The 16,669-nt window shown below is 71.1% G+C and carries 14 protein-coding genes and 1 tRNA gene; 6 read left to right on the plus strand and 9 right to left on the minus strand.

Annotation, left to right across the window (positions count from 1 at the left end; genetic code table 11):
- From JKV81_RS06635 to JKV81_RS06650, 4 genes are all read right to left on the minus strand, one after another.
- Nucleotides 1-1,135 (minus strand): XdhC family protein (locus JKV81_RS06635; protein ID WP_202075138.1); only part of this gene is annotated, 1,135 nt, incomplete at its 3' end.
- Nucleotides 1,128-3,254 (minus strand): xanthine dehydrogenase family protein molybdopterin-binding subunit, encoded by a 2,127-nt coding sequence (locus JKV81_RS06640; RefSeq protein WP_202075139.1) that lies wholly within the window; start codon nt 3,252-3,254, stop codon nt 1,128-1,130. The genes JKV81_RS06640 and JKV81_RS06635, both read right to left, overlap by 8 nt.
- Complete coding sequence (locus JKV81_RS06645) at nt 3,251-4,243, minus strand: FAD binding domain-containing protein (protein ID WP_202075140.1); 993 nt, start codon at nt 4,241-4,243, stop codon at nt 3,251-3,253. The genes JKV81_RS06640 and JKV81_RS06645 overlap by 4 nt, the downstream gene beginning before the upstream one ends.
- Nucleotides 4,240-4,842, minus strand: coding sequence for a (2Fe-2S)-binding protein (locus JKV81_RS06650; protein ID WP_236055545.1), 603 nt, complete (start codon nt 4,840-4,842; stop codon nt 4,240-4,242). The genes JKV81_RS06645 and JKV81_RS06650 overlap by 4 nt, the downstream gene beginning before the upstream one ends.
- Before the next feature lie 243 nt (nt 4,843-5,085).
- Here JKV81_RS06650 and JKV81_RS06655 point away from each other — a divergent pair, with 243 nt between their 5' ends.
- The gene (locus JKV81_RS06655; RefSeq protein WP_202075141.1) at nt 5,086-5,676 is read left to right on the plus strand and encodes a TetR/AcrR family transcriptional regulator; all 591 of its coding nucleotides are present in this window, start codon (nt 5,086-5,088) and stop codon (nt 5,674-5,676) included.
- A 99-nt stretch (nt 5,677-5,775) separates the two neighbouring features.
- On the opposite strand, the gene JKV81_RS06660 is transcribed toward JKV81_RS06655, so the two are convergent.
- Nucleotides 5,776-5,853: transfer RNA gene (locus JKV81_RS06660), tRNA-Thr, on the minus strand.
- Between the two features lie 176 nt (nt 5,854-6,029).
- Between JKV81_RS06660 and JKV81_RS06665 the strand changes: the two genes are divergently transcribed.
- The 3 genes from JKV81_RS06665 to JKV81_RS06675 all read left to right on the plus strand — a co-directional run bounded on the left by JKV81_RS06665 (nt 6,030) and on the right by JKV81_RS06675 (nt 8,614).
- Entirely contained in the window at nt 6,030-7,166 is a 1,137-nt protein-coding gene (locus JKV81_RS06665; protein WP_099174120.1) for an ABC transporter ATP-binding protein, read from the plus strand.
- Nucleotides 7,167-7,444: 278 nt separating this feature from the next.
- The gene (locus JKV81_RS06670) at nt 7,445-7,858 is read left to right on the plus strand and encodes a hypothetical protein (protein WP_099174121.1); all 414 of its coding nucleotides are present in this window, start codon (nt 7,445-7,447) and stop codon (nt 7,856-7,858) included.
- Between the two features lie 36 nt (nt 7,859-7,894).
- Nucleotides 7,895-8,614, plus strand: a complete 720-nt coding sequence (locus JKV81_RS06675; protein WP_124274022.1) for a nucleotidyltransferase family protein — start codon at nt 7,895-7,897, stop codon at nt 8,612-8,614.
- Between the two features lie 145 nt (nt 8,615-8,759).
- Here JKV81_RS06675 and JKV81_RS06680 read toward each other — a convergent pair whose 3' ends face one another.
- Nucleotides 8,760-10,388 carry a DoxX family membrane protein gene (locus JKV81_RS06680; protein ID WP_202075142.1) on the minus strand — a complete coding sequence of 543 codons (1,629 nt, stop codon included), beginning with the start codon at nt 10,386-10,388 and terminating at the stop codon, nt 8,760-8,762.
- A gap of 162 nt (nt 10,389-10,550) precedes the next feature.
- Between JKV81_RS06680 and JKV81_RS06685 the strand changes: the two genes are divergently transcribed.
- Both JKV81_RS06685 and JKV81_RS06690 read left to right on the plus strand, forming a co-directional pair.
- On the plus strand, nt 10,551-12,032 hold the full coding sequence (locus JKV81_RS06685; RefSeq protein WP_202075143.1) for a hypothetical protein: 1,482 nt from the start codon (nt 10,551-10,553) through the stop codon (nt 12,030-12,032).
- A gap of 56 nt (nt 12,033-12,088) precedes the next feature.
- Nucleotides 12,089-12,712, plus strand: coding sequence for an NUDIX hydrolase (locus JKV81_RS06690; RefSeq protein WP_202075144.1), 624 nt, complete (start codon nt 12,089-12,091; stop codon nt 12,710-12,712).
- Between the two features lie 157 nt (nt 12,713-12,869).
- Here JKV81_RS06690 and rlmB read toward each other — a convergent pair whose 3' ends face one another.
- From rlmB to JKV81_RS06705, 3 genes are all read right to left on the minus strand, one after another.
- Entirely contained in the window at nt 12,870-13,826 is a 957-nt protein-coding gene (gene rlmB / locus JKV81_RS06695) for a 23S rRNA (guanosine(2251)-2'-O)-methyltransferase RlmB (RefSeq protein WP_124274019.1), read from the minus strand.
- 106 nt (nt 13,827-13,932) lie between these two features.
- Entirely contained in the window at nt 13,933-15,330 is a 1,398-nt protein-coding gene (gene cysS / locus JKV81_RS06700) for a cysteine--tRNA ligase (protein WP_129264865.1), read from the minus strand.
- Nucleotides 15,331-15,390: 60 nt separating this feature from the next.
- Nucleotides 15,391-16,641: an MFS transporter gene (locus tag JKV81_RS06705; RefSeq protein ID WP_202075145.1), complete on the minus strand. Its 1,251-nt coding sequence runs from the start codon at nt 16,639-16,641 to the stop codon at nt 15,391-15,393.
- Nucleotides 16,642-16,669: the final 28 nt, after the last annotated feature.

The raw sequence follows: 16,669 nt of genomic DNA on the forward strand, positions 1-16,669 counted from the left end.
CCGCCGCGCCCCGCCGCCCCCCGTCACGATGGATCGGCACCGCCGACCCCGTGAGGGGCACCCCCGTCCCGCCGCGCCGGAGCGCGACGATCTCCGCCGCTATCGACAGAGCCGTCTCCTCCGGCGTACGCGCACCGATGTCCAGCCCGATCGGCGACCGGAGACGGGCCAGCTCCTCCTCGACCAGCCCCGCCTCCCGCAGCCTCCGGTCCCGGTCCGCGTGCGTCCGGCGCGAACCCATCGCCCCCACGAACGCGACCGGCAACCGCAACGCCTGCTCCAGCAGCGGGATGTCGAACTTCGCATCATGGGTGAGCACACACAGGACCGTGCGCCCGTCCGTCTCCGTACCCCGCAGATAACGGTGCGGCCAGTCCACGACCAGCTCGTCGGCCTCCGGGAAACGGGCCCGGGTCGCGAAGACAGGACGGGCGTCGCACACCGTCACGTGGTAGCCGAGGAACTTGCCGGCACGCACCAGCGCCTCCGCGAAATCGATCGCACCGAACACGATCATGCGAGGCGGCGGCAGACTCGACTCGACGAGCAGCGTCAGACCACCCGGGCAGCGGGACCCGTCCTCCGCGAGCTCCACGGTGCCGGTGCGGCCGGCCTCCAGCATCGCCCGCGCCTCCGCCGCCGCCACCCCGTCCAGCTCAGGGAAGCCACCACCGTACGAGCCCTCGTACGACCCGTCGGAACGCACCAGCAGCACCCCGCCCACGAGTCCCTCCGGGCCCCCGACCACCCGCGCCAGCGCCATGGGCTCCCCCGCCGCAGCGGCCGACAGCGCCGACCTGAACACCTCACGGGCCGGCGAACCCGCCGCGACGGGCGTCACCATGATGTCGATGACACCGCCACAGGTCAGCCCGACCGCGAAGGCGTCCTCATCGCTGTAGCCGAACCGTTCGACCACGGTCCCGCCGTCCCGGAGCGCCTGGACACACAGCTCGTACACCGCCCCCTCCACACAGCCGCCGGAGACCGAACCGACGACCGTGCCCTCACTGTCGACGGCGAGAGCCGCGCCCGGACCACGCGGCGCGCTCCCCCCGACGGCCACGACGGTGGCGACGGCGAACTCCCGCCCCTCCTCCACCCACCGCGCCAGCCGGTCCGCGATGTCAAGCACGCGTGCCTGCCGTGAGAACACGGTCGGGCCTGATCGGCAGAGCCCGGTGACGCACACCCGTCGCATGCCAGACCGCGTTCGCGACCGCCGCCGCGGCCCCCACGATCCCGATCTCACCGATGCCCTTGATCCCGACCGGGTCGTCCGGGTCCGGATCGTCCACCCAGTCCGCCTCGACCAGCGGCACGTCCGCGTTCGTGGCGACGTGATAGCCCGCGAGATCGGCGCCGTACAGAGCACCGGTGTTCCGGTCCCTGACCGCCTCCTCGTGCAGCGCCATCGAGATACCCCAGATCATCCCGCCCCTGAACTGACCACGGGCCGTCAGCGGATTGACGATCCGGCCCGCCGCGAAGACACCCAGCATCCGGCGTACACGCACCTCCCCGGTCGCCACATCCACCGCGACCTCCGCGAACTGCGCCCCGAACGAGTGCCGTTCCTTCTGCGCCAGGGCCCCGACGGCCTCGGTCGTGTCCGACCGCACCGTGATGCCCTCCGGCGGAATACCGTCGCCCAGGGAGAGCCGCTCCCGCAGCTCCCCGGCCGCCGCCGTGACCGCCCAGGCCCACGACCGGGTCCCCATCGAGCCACCCGCGATCATCGCCGGGCCGAAATCACTGTCACCGATCCGCACACGCACCCGGTCGGTCGGCACCTCGAAGGCGTCGGCCGCGACCAGGGTGAGGGCCGTCCGCGCCCCCGTCCCGATGTCGGCGGCGTTGATCCGCACCGTGAAGGTGCCGTCCGCCTCCGCGGTCACCGCCGCCGTCGACGGAGCCGCCCCCGCGAAGAACGAGGCCGCAGCCGTCCCCGTACCGAGCAGCCAGCGCCCCTCCCGGCGCACACCCGGCCGCGGATCACGGTCCGCCCACCCGAACCTGCGGGCACCCTCCCGGAAACAGGCCGGCAGATTACGGGTGCTGAACGGCAGCCCGGACACCGGGCCCACCTCGGGCTCGTTGCGCAGCCGCAGCTCGATCGGGTCGATGCCGCACTGCTCCGCAAGCTCGTCGATCGCCGACTCCAGCGCGAACGACCCCGGCGCCTCACCAGGAGCACGCATGAACGTCGGACTCGGCACATCGAGCTCGACGACCTGGTTCTCGGTGTGGTGCGCGGGGGCGTCGTACATCACCCGCGCAGGACCCGCGCCCGACTCGATGAACTCGTACACCGTCGACGTACGGCTCAGACAACGGTGCTCCAGCGCACGCAACCGCCCCTCGGCATCGGCACCGAGCCGCACCCGCTGGGTCGTGGGGCTCCTGTACCCGGCGAGCGAGAACATCTGGCGACGCGTCATCACCACCCGGACCGGACGCGACAGCGACGTCGCCGCCATCACCGCGGCCACCTGGTGCGCACGGACGCCCTTGCTCCCGAAACCACCGCCCACATGCTCGGACCGCACCCGCACCGAGGCCGGATCGAGCGAGAACAGCTTCGCCAGCTCGTCCGCGACCCACACCGTGCCCTGGTTGGAGTCCACGACCTCCAGCCGGCCACCGTCCCACAGGGCCGTCACCGCGTGCGGCTCCATGGAGTTGTGGTGCTCCTCCGGCGTGGAGTACTCGGCGTCCAGGACGAAGGCGGACGCGGCCAGCTCGGCCTCCAGATCCCCCTTCTCCGTCGCCCCGGGACCACCGGGCCCCGGACCCGTGGACGCGTCCGGACGCTCCCCGGGGAACGTGACGTCGTGCGCCTCCTCCTCGTACCGCACCACCAGCGACTCCGCAGCCTCCCTCGCCTGCTCGGACGTCTCGGCGACGACCAGCGCCACGGGCCAGCCCGCATGCGGCACCCTGTCGTGCTGGAAGACGGCGATCGTCGGGTCCGGCGGCATCCCGAGCACGCCCGTGTAGTCGATGTCGACCCGCGGGGCGTTCCCGTGATGCAGGACCGTCAGGACACCCGTCATCCCCAGGACCGGATCCGCGTCCACCGACAGGACCCGGCCACGGGTGATCGTCGACAACACCAGCCAGCCGTGCGCGAGCCCGTCGAAGGGGATCTCACCCGCATACCGGGCCGCCCCGGTCACCTTGTCCCGGCCCTCCACACGCGTGTGCGCGGTCCCGACGGCGCTCGCCCTGGCCCCGGTCGTGAGAGCGGTCATCGGGTGGCCTCCTCGGCGAGTTCACTCAGCACGGCGACGACGAGATTGCGCATCAGAGTCACCTTGTATCCGTTGTGCGGAAGCGGCCGGGCGGCCGCCAGTTCGGCATCGGCCGCCGCGGCGAACGCCCCGGCGTCGGCCGGCCCCCCGGTGAGAGCCCGCTCGGCGACCTGCGCCCGCCACGGCCGGGAAGCGACCGCCCCGAAAGCCAGCCGCACCTCGTGCACCACACCGTCCCGGACATCCAGCGCGGCGGCGATCGAGCCGATCGCGAACGCGTACGAAGCCCTCTCACGCACCTTGCGATAACGGGAGTTGGCCGCCACCGGAGCAGCCGGCAGCGTGACACCGGTGATCAGCGCCCCCGCCGGAAGAGCGGTCTCCAGATGCGGGGTGTCACCCACCGGCAGATAGAACTCACCGAGCGGCACCCGGCCCGCCCCGTCCGCCGTCTCGTACTCGACGACGGCACCGAACGCCGTCAGCGCCACCCCCATGTCGGAGGGATGGGTGGCCACACAGTGACCGGAGGCCCCCAGAACCGCGTGATTGTGGTGCTCCCCCTCGATCGCGGGGCAACCGCTGCCGGGCACCCGCTTGTTGCACGGCCCGGACACATCGGCGAAGTACCCGCACCGCGTGCGCTGCAACAGATTCCCGCCGACCGTCGCCATGTTGCGCAGCTGCCCGGACGCACCGGCCAGCACCGCCTGGGTCAGGGCCGGATACCTCCGGCGCACCTCGGGATGGGCCGCGAGATCGCTGTTGGTGACGGTCGCACCGATGCGCAGCCCACCGGCCCCGGTCGGTTCGACACGGTCCAGCGGCAGCTCCCGTACGTCGACGAGCCTGCCGGGCCGCTCCACACCGGTCTTCATCAGGTCGACGAGATTGGTGCCGCCCCCGAGGAACCGTGCGTCCGGGTCGGCGTCGAGCAGCGCGAGGGCCCCGGAGACATCGACCGCGCGCTCATATCCGAACTCCCTCATGCCGCAGCCCCCTCGCGCGTCGACCCGTCCTGCGCACTCCCCGGGACCGGACCGGCCTCCGAAGCGATCCCGGCCGCGCGGGCGACCGCCTGCACGATGGACACGTACGCACCGCAGCGGCACAGATTGCCGCTCATCCGCTCCCGGATCTCGTCCGCCGTCAGCGGCGGCGGGCCGGCCTCGGGCCGTACGTCGTCGGTGACGGCACTCGGCCAGCCCGCGGCGTGCTCCTCGATCAACGCGACGGCCGAGCAGATCTGCCCGGGCGTGCAGTACCCGCACTGATAACCGTCGAGGTCGAGGAACGCCTGCTGCACGGGATGCAGCTGCTCACCCTCGGCGACCCCCTCGATGGTGGTGATCTCCCGGCCCTCGGCGGCGACCGCCAGCTGCAGACAGGACACGGCCCTGCGTTTGTCGATCAGGACCGTACAGGCGCCGCATTGCCCCTGATCACAGCCCTTCTTGGTGCCGTTCATATCGAGGCGCTCACGCAGGGCGTCGAGCAGGGTGGTGCGGTGGTCGACGGTGAGCGTGTGCTTCTCGCCGTTGATGTTCAGGGTGACGGCGCTGTACGTCGGCGAGGGCGCTGTGGCCATGATCAGCCTTCTTTCGCCTACCCGGACCGCTTCGCGAGGAAGGCCCGGCAGGAAGAGGAAACGGAGGACGCGATGACGCAAAGACGCGAAGACGTATCGGAGGAGGAGTGAGGCTGTCCGCCCGGGCCGCACACCGCTAAGGTGAACCTAACCGGACAGCTGTCCGCTCACCGGAAAAACGTAGTGGACAATTGTCCACTTCAGCAAGGGCGGGATTCGGCCACGAACTCGCGAGGAGGACGAGTGCGGCAGAAGAGAGACGCACCCCTGCGCTCGGACGCGCAGCGCAACCGCGAACGCATCCTGGAAGCCGCCCTGGAGGAACTGACCCTCTGCGCGGACGCCCCGCTCAGCGTGATCGCCAGGAAGGCCGGCGTCGGACAGGGCACGCTCTACCGCAACTTCCCCAGCCGCGAAGCGCTCGTCCTGGAGATATACCGCCACGAGATGCACCAGGTCGCCGACGCCGCGACCGAACTGATCAGAACCCACGAACCGGACCGCGCCCTGCGCGCATGGATGGACCACCTCGCCCGTTTCGCCATGACCAAGGCCGGCCTCGCCGACGCGATCCGCCAGGCCACCAGCACCCCGGGAAGCCCGGAGAAACCGGGCCACACCCCGGTGACGACCGCCGCGGAACTCCTGCTCCGCACCAACGAGGAAGCCGGCACCATCCGCCCCGGCGTGACCGGCGACGACTTCGTCCTCGCCATAGCCGGCCTCTGGCAACTCGACCCCCACGGCGACTGGCAACCCCGCGCCACCCGCCTCCTGGACCTCGTCATGGACGGCCTGCGCGCGGGGGCCCCGGGCGGCGGGGAGCCGGGCTAGGGCATGTGCCGACAGTCCCGTTGCCCGGTGGAAGCGAAGAAGGCCCGACCCCGGAACAGCAGAAACCCCAGGTCACGGGCTATGTGACCTGAGGTTTCGTGGAGCCCCCTGTCGGATTCGAACCGACGACCTACGCATTACAAGTGCGTTGCTCTGGCCGGACTGAGCTAAGGAGGCATGCGGGAGAAGTGTAACCAACGCCGGGACCGGAACCTGCTCGATATTCGGGACCTCGGACTACTGACATATGCAAAAAGGCCAGGTAGCGTCACCTCAGGTTCACTCCAGTGGACCACATCACTCCCTACTCGGATCGTCCGGCACGTTCCTGCCGGTTGAGGAGAAGCACCGTCATGGCCAGTGTCACGTTCGACAAGGCGTCCCGCGTCTACCCCGGCTCCACGAAGCCGGCTGTGGACCAGCTCGAGATCGACATCGAGGACGGCGAGTTCCTCGTCCTCGTCGGTCCTTCCGGTTGCGGTAAGTCGACCTCCCTGCGCATGCTCGCGGGTCTCGAGGACGTCAACGGCGGTGCGATCCGCATCGGTGACCGCGACGTCACGCACCTGCCGCCGAAGGACCGGGACATCGCCATGGTGTTCCAGAACTACGCGCTCTACCCGCACATGTCCGTCGCGGACAACATGGGCTTCGCCCTCAAGATCGCCGGTGTGAACAAGACCGAGATCCGGGCGAAGGTCGAAGAGGCCGCCAAGATGCTGGACCTCACCGACTACCTGGACCGCAAGCCGAAGGCGCTCTCCGGTGGTCAGCGTCAGCGTGTGGCGATGGGCCGCGCCATCGTGCGTGAGCCGCAGGTCTTCCTCATGGACGAGCCGCTGTCGAACCTCGACGCCAAGCTCCGTGTCTCGACGCGTACGCAGATCGCCTCGCTGCAGCGCCGCCTCGGCATCACCACCGTGTACGTCACCCACGACCAGGTCGAGGCCCTCACCATGGGTGACCGTGTCGCGGTCCTCAAGGACGGTCTGCTCCAGCAGGTCGACTCGCCGCGCAACATGTACGACCGCCCGGCGAACCTCTTCGTGGCCGGCTTCATCGGCTCCCCGGCGATGAACCTCGTCGAGGTCCCGATCACCGACGGTGGCGTGAAGTTCGGCAACAGCGTCGTCCCGGTCTCCCGCGAGGCGCTCACCGCCGCCGCGAACCGTGGTGACACCACCGTCACGGTCGGCATCCGCCCCGAGCACTTCGACATCGTCGAGCACGGCGGCGCCGCCGCGACCGGCCTGTCCAAGGCCTCCTCCGACGCCCCGGCCGGTCTGGCCGTCTCCGTCAACGTCGTCGAGGAGCTCGGCGCCGACGGTTTCGTCTACGGTGCCGCGCAGGTCGGCGGCGAGCACAAGGACCTGGTCGTCCGCGTCGGCGGCCGTGCCGTTCCGGAGAAGGGCACCGAGCTGCACGTCGTGCCTCGCCCGGACGAGCTGCACGTCTTCGCCACGTCGACCGGCGAGCGCCTGACCGACTGATCCGAGTGATCCGAGTGGTCCGAGTGGTCCGAGTGATCGGTACGACTGCCTGAGTTCTTCGCTTCAGCCGCTACGGCCCCGTCTCCTCCCGAGGAGACGGGGCCGTTCGCGTGTCGCGCGCCGGATCGGGTTTCGGGGCCGAGGGGCCCCAAATTCCCCGGCACACCGGTCAATTCGCCCCGCCGCGTCAACGCCTGATTCGAAAAGACCTCTCGAACCATCCCCCGCAGGGGTGACGAAATGTCGCCAAGTCATCACTGCCCGCTACGCTCGCCTGCGTGACCCATACCGCGCGCCGAATCGGCCGAACCCTCGCTCTCGTACTGCCCGTCGTCATGGTTCTGTCCGGGACCCTCGCGGTCACCCGTGTGCAGTGGTCGGGGCAGGACACCGAGACCCAGCTGCTGACCGCCGCCTCGGAGACCGTCTCCAAGCAGGCGAAGGCCCGGGCACCTCAGGACGTTCTGCGGGACAAGCTCCTGCTTGAGCTCCGTGAGAAGGACCCGGGTGCCGCGCTGACGAGCCTCCAGCGCACCGTCGAGGGACGCCCGTCCCTGGCGAAGCACTGCATGTCGATCGCCAAGGCGCTCGGCAAGGCGGCCGTGGACCAGTACGGTCCGACCCGCGCCCACCGCTTCTCCCGTCCGGTCTGCGACACCTCGTTCGCCTCGGGCGTCGCGCAGTTCAGCTGAGCGGGGTGTGTCCGGGCACGGCATATCGTGCCTGGCATGCATACGTTTCCGACGCAGGCCGTGATCCTGGCGGGTGGTCAGGGCTCGCGGCTGCGCCCGTACACCGATGACCGCCCCAAGCCGATGGTCGAGATCCCGGGAACCGGGACCCCGATCATCGGCCATCAGCTGTCCTGGCTGGCCGCCGAGGGCGTCACCGACGCCGTGATCTCGTGCGGCCATCTCGCCGATGTGCTGCAGGAGTGGCTGGCCTCGGCCGATCTTCCGTTGCGTGTCACGACCGTCGTCGAGACCGAGCCCTTGGGCCGGGGCGGCGGTCTCAAGCATGCCGCGGCGCGGCTGCCCGACCCGTCTGAGCCCTGGTACGCGACGAACGGGGACATCTGGACCCGCTTCTCGCTGCGGGAGATGGCGGCGTTCCACGCCGAGCGGGACGCCACCGCGACGCTCGCGCTGGCCCGTCCGCGGATTCCGTGGGGTGCCGTGGAGACGGACGCGTTCGGGCACATCACGGACTTCATCGAGTCGCCGCCGTCGCCGTATCTGATCAACGCGGGTGTGTACGTCTTCGCGCCGGCGTTCACCGGGATGCTGCCGGACCGTGGCGACCACGAGCGGACGACGTTCCCCCGGCTGGCCCGTGAGCGCCGGCTGGCCGGGTTCCCGCTGCCGCACGGGGCGTACTGGCGGGCCATCGACACCGCGAAGGACCTCACGGAGGCGGCGAAGGAGCTGGGCGCCCAGGCGGGCGGCTGATCCCGGCGGAGTACGCGGTCGAGGGCGGTCACCGGATGTCCGGCGACCGCCCTCGCGGTGTGTGGATGCGGAACCGCCCTGGCGGACTGCGACAGCGGTCCCGGCCGAGCAGGCCGGGACCGCTGTTCCAGTGCGTCGTACGGTCTCAGCCGAGCAGGCCGCCGATGGGGTTCTGTCCCGCACCGCCGGACGAGCCGCCGCCGTCGGATCCTCCGTCGGAGCCGCCGTCCGAGCCGCCTGTCGTGCCGCCGCCCGAGCCGTCGGAACCGGACGAGCTGGGTCCGGGGTCGCCGGCCGGGGGCTCCTGCGGGGACGGCTCCTGCGGGGGTGCCTGGCCGGTGCCCTGGGTCTGGCTGGGCTGGCCGGTGCTCGCCCCGGCCGTCGGACCGGAGTCACGGCCGGAGCCGGAGCCCGGGGTGGACTCCTCGGCCGACGGGGTGCCCGGTGCGCTGGAGGGTGAGGTCTCGGGGGTGCGGTTCTCCGGGGTGCTGGAGGGCTTGCGCTTCTTGCCCTTGGTCTCGTCGGGGAGCGGGGAGCCGGGCAGTTGGTTGGTCGGGTAGCTGTCGGGGCCCGGCACGGTGACGACCTCGGTGGAGCGGACCGCCCCGCCGAGCATCGAACCGGTCAGGAGGGTGAGGCCGACGACGACGGTGGCGACCACGGTGCCGCGGCGCAGGACGCGGCGGCGGAGGTCCCAGATGCCGGAGCGCGGGCCGAGCGTGCGCCAGGCCTCGCCCGCGAGGCGTCCGTCGAGGGAGTAGACGGGGGCGCCGGCGATGACGAGGGGGCTCCAGGCGGCCAGCAGGATGATGTCGGTGGTGTCGTAGGTGGCGGCGGTGCGCCAGCTGACCGTCACCAGGACGGCGGCGGAGAGCAGGGCGCCGAAGGCCGCCGCGATCCGCTGCCAGAGTCCGAGGACGGTGAGGACGCCGACGACGACCTGGAGGAAGGCGACGGAGAGGCCGGTGGCGACGGGGTGGGCGAGCGCGAAGTCGCGCAGGGGCCCGGCGGCGGACCAGGGGTGCAGCGAGTTCAGCCACCGGACCATGGAGCCGCGGTCGCCGTCGTCGAAGTAGGCCGGGTCGCAGAGCTTGCCCATGCCGGCGTAGATGGCGAGGAAGCCGAGGATCACGCGCAGCGGGAGGAGTACGACGCCGAGGTTCATCCGGCGGCCGGGGTAGTAGGCGTGCCGGACGGAGTCGCCGGCGTGGCGCCGTTCCCCGGCGGCGGCGTCCTCGGTCTCGGGGTCGTCGCGGGTGATGTCGTACGGGTCGTGGGGCGGGGTGTCGACGGTGTCGTAGGCGCCGACGGCCTGCCGCATGGGGGGCAGGAGGGGGCCGGTGCGGCCGGCTCCGCCCTGGTGGGGCGGCCGCAGTACGGGGTTGGGCTGGGTCTCGTCGAGGCGCGGGATGACCTGCGTGCCGCCGCCGGTGTCGTCGTAGCCCGTGCCGTACGCGCCGCCGGGGCGGGCGTCGAGGTGGCCGGCGGTGGAGTTCCGTACGGCCTGAAGGAGTCCGGTCGCTCCGGGGTCGCCCGGTTCGGACCTGCCGCTCCAGACGACGGGAGCCCGCCTGCGGCCGCCCGCGCCGCTCATGGCGGGGATCCTGGCCGGTCCGGCGGAGCCCACGGGGCGCAGACGGGTGCGCTGGCCCGGGGCGAGCTGTACCCGGAAGCTGGCGTGGCTGACGATGACCTGCGCGGGGTCGCTGTCCACCTTCGTCATGCTCAGGGCGGGTTGGTCGTCGAACCGAGGCGTTCTGGTGTCCACACTCATCTAACCGAGTGATGTGTGATTAGGACACTGCCTTGACGCGTCCGAAGTGTCCGAGACCCGTCAAAATCCGGCCAACCTGCGGTCCACGGGAACTCCCGTACGTCCGCTGTACGTCAACCAGCACAGCTTTCGGGGACATTGAGCGCAGGGGAATGGGACACAGTGGCCGGACAGCAGCTCATCTTCAAGGATCTCTCGCGCTATCCGGTGATGGCCCAGGCTCTGGACAACCAGTGGCTCCCGGGCGATCTGGCTGCGACGCGGCAGCGCGCGAACGCTCCGGCCGGGCGCTCCCCCGACCATGTGGGGGCGGCTGCGGCCGAGTTGCGGCGCGCTCTGGTCAACAGCGGGACTCTGGTGGTCAACCGGGCGTACTTCATCAACAACCAAGCGGTTTCGGTCAACTATCTGCCCTCCGCGGACCCGTCCGAACGGCAGGCGTTCATCGACCTTCTGAACGGGAGGGCGCTCGTCCCGTTCCTGTACTCCGAACGCGACCCCGGCGCCGAGTTCGCCTGGACGAACGTCCCGCAGGTCCACCGCGCCTGGCAGCGGCTGCTGACCGACGAGGCCGAGCCGGCCCTGGTGCGCTTCGACTGGGACGACGAGGCGAACCGGGAGGCCACGGAGCGCATCAACCAGTTCTTCTCCAGCAGTCTGACGACGCTCATGCGCCTGCGTGAGGCGCCGTTGTCGAAGCACCTGGACATCGGTCTCGCCCAGGCCCGGGCCCTGAAGGAGGGCATCCTCACGGACATGGCCCGGTGGGCCACGCAGCAGGACCTGTACGCGACCATCACGCGTGAGGCCGTGTACAAGGAGTTCCTGACCCGGCCGGGCACCGAGGTGCACGAGGGGCTGCTGCGCGAGGGCGAGCACATCGTGGCCGCCAAGCAGCTGGTCGACCTGCTGTACAACCTGGGAGTCCCGAAGGCGAGCGGTGTCACCGCCCTGACGCCGCCGGGCTCACCGCCCAGGACCACGCTCCAGGAGCTGCGTGACGACGTGCGCAGCCGTCCCGACGACCCGGAGCAGATCGGCCTGCTGCTGCGCGACGTGTTCGCGGACGCCCTGCACCATGCCGTGGACGGCCCGCGTTCGTACGGCTCGTTGTCGCTGTCCGACATCACGCGGCTGCGGACCACCGAGGAGTGGAACGGCTATGTGAACTCCTTGGACTCGTTCGTCCGGGGCAGCTTCCGGGACGGGCGCGTGCCCACACCGGAGGAGTTCCGTGCCGGTACGGGTGATGTGGCCAGGCTGCACCGGGGAATGCTGAAGGCCGCGCGCAAGGTGAGCGGTTCGCAGCAGGGTTTCCAGCGGGAGATGAAGGTGGCGCTGGTGCTGGAGTCCGCGGGGATCGCCCTGCAGGTGACCGCGGGTGAGGAGGTCTCGCTCCTGGCGGGTTCGCTCCAGATGGCCACCGCGCTGGCCGGTGCGCTGAGCGTACGGCTGGAGTTCTTCGACCGGGAGGGCCGCGGCGCGCGCAGTGGGCTGGGGCATTCGCTGACGTTGCCGTCGCTCCGGCTGCGCAATGTCAGGAAGGACTGGGAGGAGATCCTGAAGTCCTACGGCGGCCGTGTCGTGGAGACCGGTGCGAGCCCGCGCCGGGGGCAGGCCGATCAGCAGTCACCGCATGTCTGAGCGCGGCGGGGTACGCGAAATGTCTGAACGTGACGAGGTACGGGAAAGCACACGGGATGGGTACCGAGTCTTACGAGCGGCTGCGCGTCGAGCGCCCTGATCTGTTCGTCAACCGGGCCGGGGGGATCGAGATCCTCAGCGACCCGGAAGCGGTCGCGGAGGCGGGCGGCGTGATGTACAGCGACCGCTACATCACTCTGCTCCGGGATCCCGTGCGCTTCCCGGACGGCTCCACCGGTACGTACATCCGGTCGGTCGGCGCCGCACCGGAGCCCGGCTGCGCGGTGCTGCCGCTGTACGACGGCGGGGTGGTGCTCGTGGAGCACTTCCGCCACGCGACGCGGTCCTGGCACTGGGAGGTGCCGCGCGGATTCGGCGAGCCGGGTCTGTCCCCCGGGGAGAACGCGGCCAAGGAGCTGAGGGAGGAGATCGGCGCGGAGGTGCTGGAGGTCGTCCCGCTCGGGGAGCTGCACCCTGATTCGGGTACGACGGCCGACCGGGTGGCGCTCTTCGCGGCGCGGATCGACGGCGTCGGGGCCCTGGAGACGGGTGAGGGCATCCGCGGGTGTGTGACCGTGCCGTTCGCGGAGGCCGAGGCGATGGTCGGCGACGGGCGCGTCACGGACGGCTTCACGATCGCGGTCCTGATGAGGGCGCGGCTGGCGGGCCTGACGGCTTGAGGGCCGCCGGATCCCGCGCCGGGGCCCGGTCCCGCAGGCAACCCCCGGCCGGTCCCGTACGTAACCCCGGCCCGGCCCCGTGCGCACCCCCCGGCCGGTCCCGTACGGAACCCGCGACCGGTCCCGTACGGCGCCCGAAGGTCACGGCCCCCGAAGGTCACGCCCTGCGGCGCGCCACCTCGTACAGCACGATGCCGGCGGCGACCCCGGCGTTCAGGGACTCCGCGCCGCCCGGCATGGAGATCCGCACCCGGTAGTCGCAGGTCTCGCCGACGAGGCGACCGAGGCCCTTGCCCTCGCTGCCGATGACGATGACGACGGGGCCCGCCAGGGCTTCCAGGTCCTCGACGGTGTGCTCACCGTCGGCGGCGAGGCCGACGACGGTCAGGCCGGCCTTCTGGTAGCCCTCCAGGGCGCGGGTCAGGTTGGTGACGCGCGAGACGGGCGTACGGGCCGCGGTGCCGGCCGAGGACTTCCAGGCGCCGGCCGTCATGCCGGCCGCGCGGCGCTCGGGGACGACGACGCCGTGGCCGCCGAAGGCGGAGACGGAGCGGACGATCGCACCGAGGTTGCGGGGGTCGGTGACGCCGTCGAGGGCGACGATCAGCGGGTCCTCGTTGTTGTCGTACGCGGCGGAGGTGAGGTCCTCCGGGTGCGCGTACTCGTACGGCGGGACCTGGAGGACGAGGCCCTGGTGGTTCAGGCCGTTCGTCATCCGGTCCAGCTCGGGGCGCGGGGCCTCCATGAGGTGGATGTTGCCGCGCTCACCGGCGAGCTGGAGCGCCTCGCGGACCCGCTCGTCGTTGTCGATGTACTGCTGGACGTAGAGGGTGGTCGCGGGCACGCCGTCGCGCAGCGCCTCGAAGACCGGGTTACGGCCGACCACCATCTCCGACGTGCCCTTGGCGCCACCGCGGCGCGGGGCGGGGCGGCGGGCGGCGGCCTGCTTGGCCTGGGCGTTCGCCACCCTGTTCTTCTTGTGTCCCTTGCGGGCGGAGGCGGGCGGCGTCGGTCCCTTGCCTTCGAGACCACGGCGTCGGTTACCGCCGCTGCCGACCTGCATGCCCTTCTTGTTGGACGTGCGGCGGTTCCTGCGCTGGCTGTTCCCGGCCATGACCTACCTGTTTCGTTGCTTCAGAAAAACGTCGTCAAGTGAAAGTGTGCCGCCCGGATGGCCGGGCGGCACATTTGCGCTGCTCACGCATGGTGCGAGGGTCCGCTCAGCGCGGTCCGAGTGTCCACCGGGGGCCGCTGGGGCTGTCCTCGATGACGAGGCCGGACTGGTTGAGCTGGTCGCGGATGGCGTCGGCGGCGGGCCAGTCCTTGCGTGCGCGGGCGGACTGCCGCTGGTCGAGGACGAGGCGTACGAGGGTGTCGACGACGCCGTGGAGGTCCTCGCCGCGGTCGCTCTCGCCGGCCCAGTGGGGGTCGAGCGGGTCGAGTCCGAGGACGCCGAGCATCGCGCGGACCTCGGCGAGGCGGGCGACGGCGGCTTCCTTGTCGTCGGCGGCGAGGGCGGAGTTGCCCTGGCGGACGGTGGTGTGGACGATCGCGAGCGCCTGCGGAACACCGAGGTCGTCGTCCATGGCCTCGGCGAAGGCGGGCGGGACGTCGGCTGCGGCCTCGACCGGTCCGGCCTTCTCGACCACGCGCTGGACGAAGCCCTCGATCCGTGCGAAGGCGGACTCGGCGTCGCGCAGCGACTCCTCGCTGTACTCGATCATGGACCGGTAGTGCGGGGTGCCGAGGTAGTAGCGCAGGACGATCGGGCGCCAGTTCTTGACCATCTCGCTGACCAGCACGGAGTTGCCGAGGGACTTCGACATCTTCTCGCCGGACAGGGTGACCCAGCCGTTGTGCACCCAGTACTTCGCGAACTCGTCGCCGAAGGCCTTGGCCTGGGCGATCTCGTTCTCGTGGTGCGGGAAGATCAGGTCGATGCCGCCGCCGTGGATGTCGAAGGCGCTGCCGAGGTACTTGTGCGCCATGGCGGAGCACTCGAGGTGCCAGCCGGGGCGGCCGCGTCCCCAGGGGGTCTCCCAGCTGGGCTCGCCCGGCTTGGCGGCCTTCCACATGGCGAAGTCGCGCTTGTCCCGCTTGCCGGTCTCGTTGTCGCCGGAGGGCTGGCGCAGGTCGTCCAGATCCTGGTGGGAGAGCTCCAGATATCCCTCGTACGAGCGGACGTCGAAGTAGACGTTGCCGTCGGCCTCGTAGGCGTGGCCGCGCTCGATGAGGCCGCGCATCATCTCGACCATCTCGGTGATGTGGCCGGTGGCGCGTGGTTCGTACGTCGGCGGGAGGCAGCCCAGGGCGTCGTAGCCCGCGTTGAACGCGCGCTCGTTCTCGTAGCCGATGGCCCACCAGGGGCGGCCCTGCTCCTCGGACTTCTTGATGATCTTGTCGTCGATGTCGGTGACATTCCGGATGAACGTCACGTCGTACCCGCGGTATTCGAACCAGCGGCGCATGATGTCGAAGTTCAGCCCGGACCTGATGTGCCCGATGTGCGGGGCGGCCTGGACAGTCGCGCCACAGAGGTAGATCGAGACACAGCCCGCTGTGAGCGGGACGAAGTCACGGATCTGCCGGGCGTTGGTGTCATGCAGGCGAATAGTCACCCCTCAAGGGTAGTGGGCCCGCACCAGTGCCCAGCGCCCCCTGTGGAAAACGTGTCACAACTAATCGGTGACGGTGGTAACGGGCTCCGGCGTGCGCCGCCCTCCGGACAGCGTCAGGGCGAGTGCCGCGCCGGTCAGGGGGACGGCGGCGAGCACGGTCCACAGGACGGCTCCGGGGGTGTCGAGGAGGGTTCCGGTGGCGGCGCTGCCCACGAGGACGGCGAGGCCGGACACCGAGGACAGGGCTCCGGTGGCGAGCCCGAGCCGGTGGTCGTCGACCAGGTCGGGTACGAGGCCGCGGGCTGCGGGGACCAGGAGCATCTGCCCGAGCGTGAGCAGGACGACGAGCGCGGCGGCGGGGAGCAGTCCGGCGGGCCCGTCCGGGGCGAGGGGCACGGCGGCGAATCCGGTGGCGACGACGGCGAGCCCCGTGACGAGGGCGGTGCGGGGCGGGAGGCGGTGGGCGGACCAGCGGGTGAGCGGCAGCTGTGCGACGACGACGAGCAGGGAGGAGAGCGCGAAGAGCCCGCCGAGGGCGCTCTGGGAGCCGGTGGCGCGCTCCACCTCGGCGGGCAGCGCGAGGTAGAGCTGGTTGTAGGAGACGAGATAGCTGCTGTACACGAGGCAGAGGACGAGGAAGGGCCGGTTGGCGAAGACCTCGCGGGGCAGGGCGGCGCCGGCACGGGCGGTCCGGGGGCGGCGGGGCCGGTGGGGCATGAGCTTGGCGTGTCCGGCGAGTACGCCGACGAAGACGACGGCTCCGGCGAGGCACGCCGTGCGGAAGTCGCCGCCGAGGAGCAGCAGCAGGCTGCCGAGGAGAGGGCCGAGGAACGCTCCGGCCTGGCCGGCGGCGGAGAAGACGGCCAGCACCTGGGCGCGTGGTGTCCCGGTCGCGGTCTCGTGGGCGACGGCGGCCCTGGCGGTCTCGGACTCGACGGCGGGCGAGAAGAGCGCGGCGGCGAAGCCGATGAGGAGGACGGCGCCGATGACGGTGGCGGTGCTGCCGGCCTGGGCGAGCCAGCAGAATCCGGCGATGCGCAGGACGCAGCCGGTGAGGACGACGGGGCGGGGGCCGTAGCGGTCGGTGAGGGCGCCGCCGACGACGAAGAGACCCTGCTGGCTGAAGGTGCGCAGGCCGAGGACGAGGCCGACGAGCCATCCCGCCATGCCGAGCCCGTCGCCGAGGTGGGCGGCCAGGTAGGGCAGGACGGCGTAGAAGCCGGTGTTGAAGGCGAACTGGGTGGCGGTCAAGAGCCGGAGGTAGGGCTTCAGCGCGGGCGTGGCACCGGTGTCCGGGGTGGCCGTCGTCATCGGCGCCCCCGGCTGCGTACAGGCGTGG

The organism is Streptomyces silvae, from assembly GCF_016745505.1.
GTDB lineage: Bacteria > Actinomycetota > Actinomycetes > Streptomycetales > Streptomycetaceae > Streptomyces > Streptomyces silvae.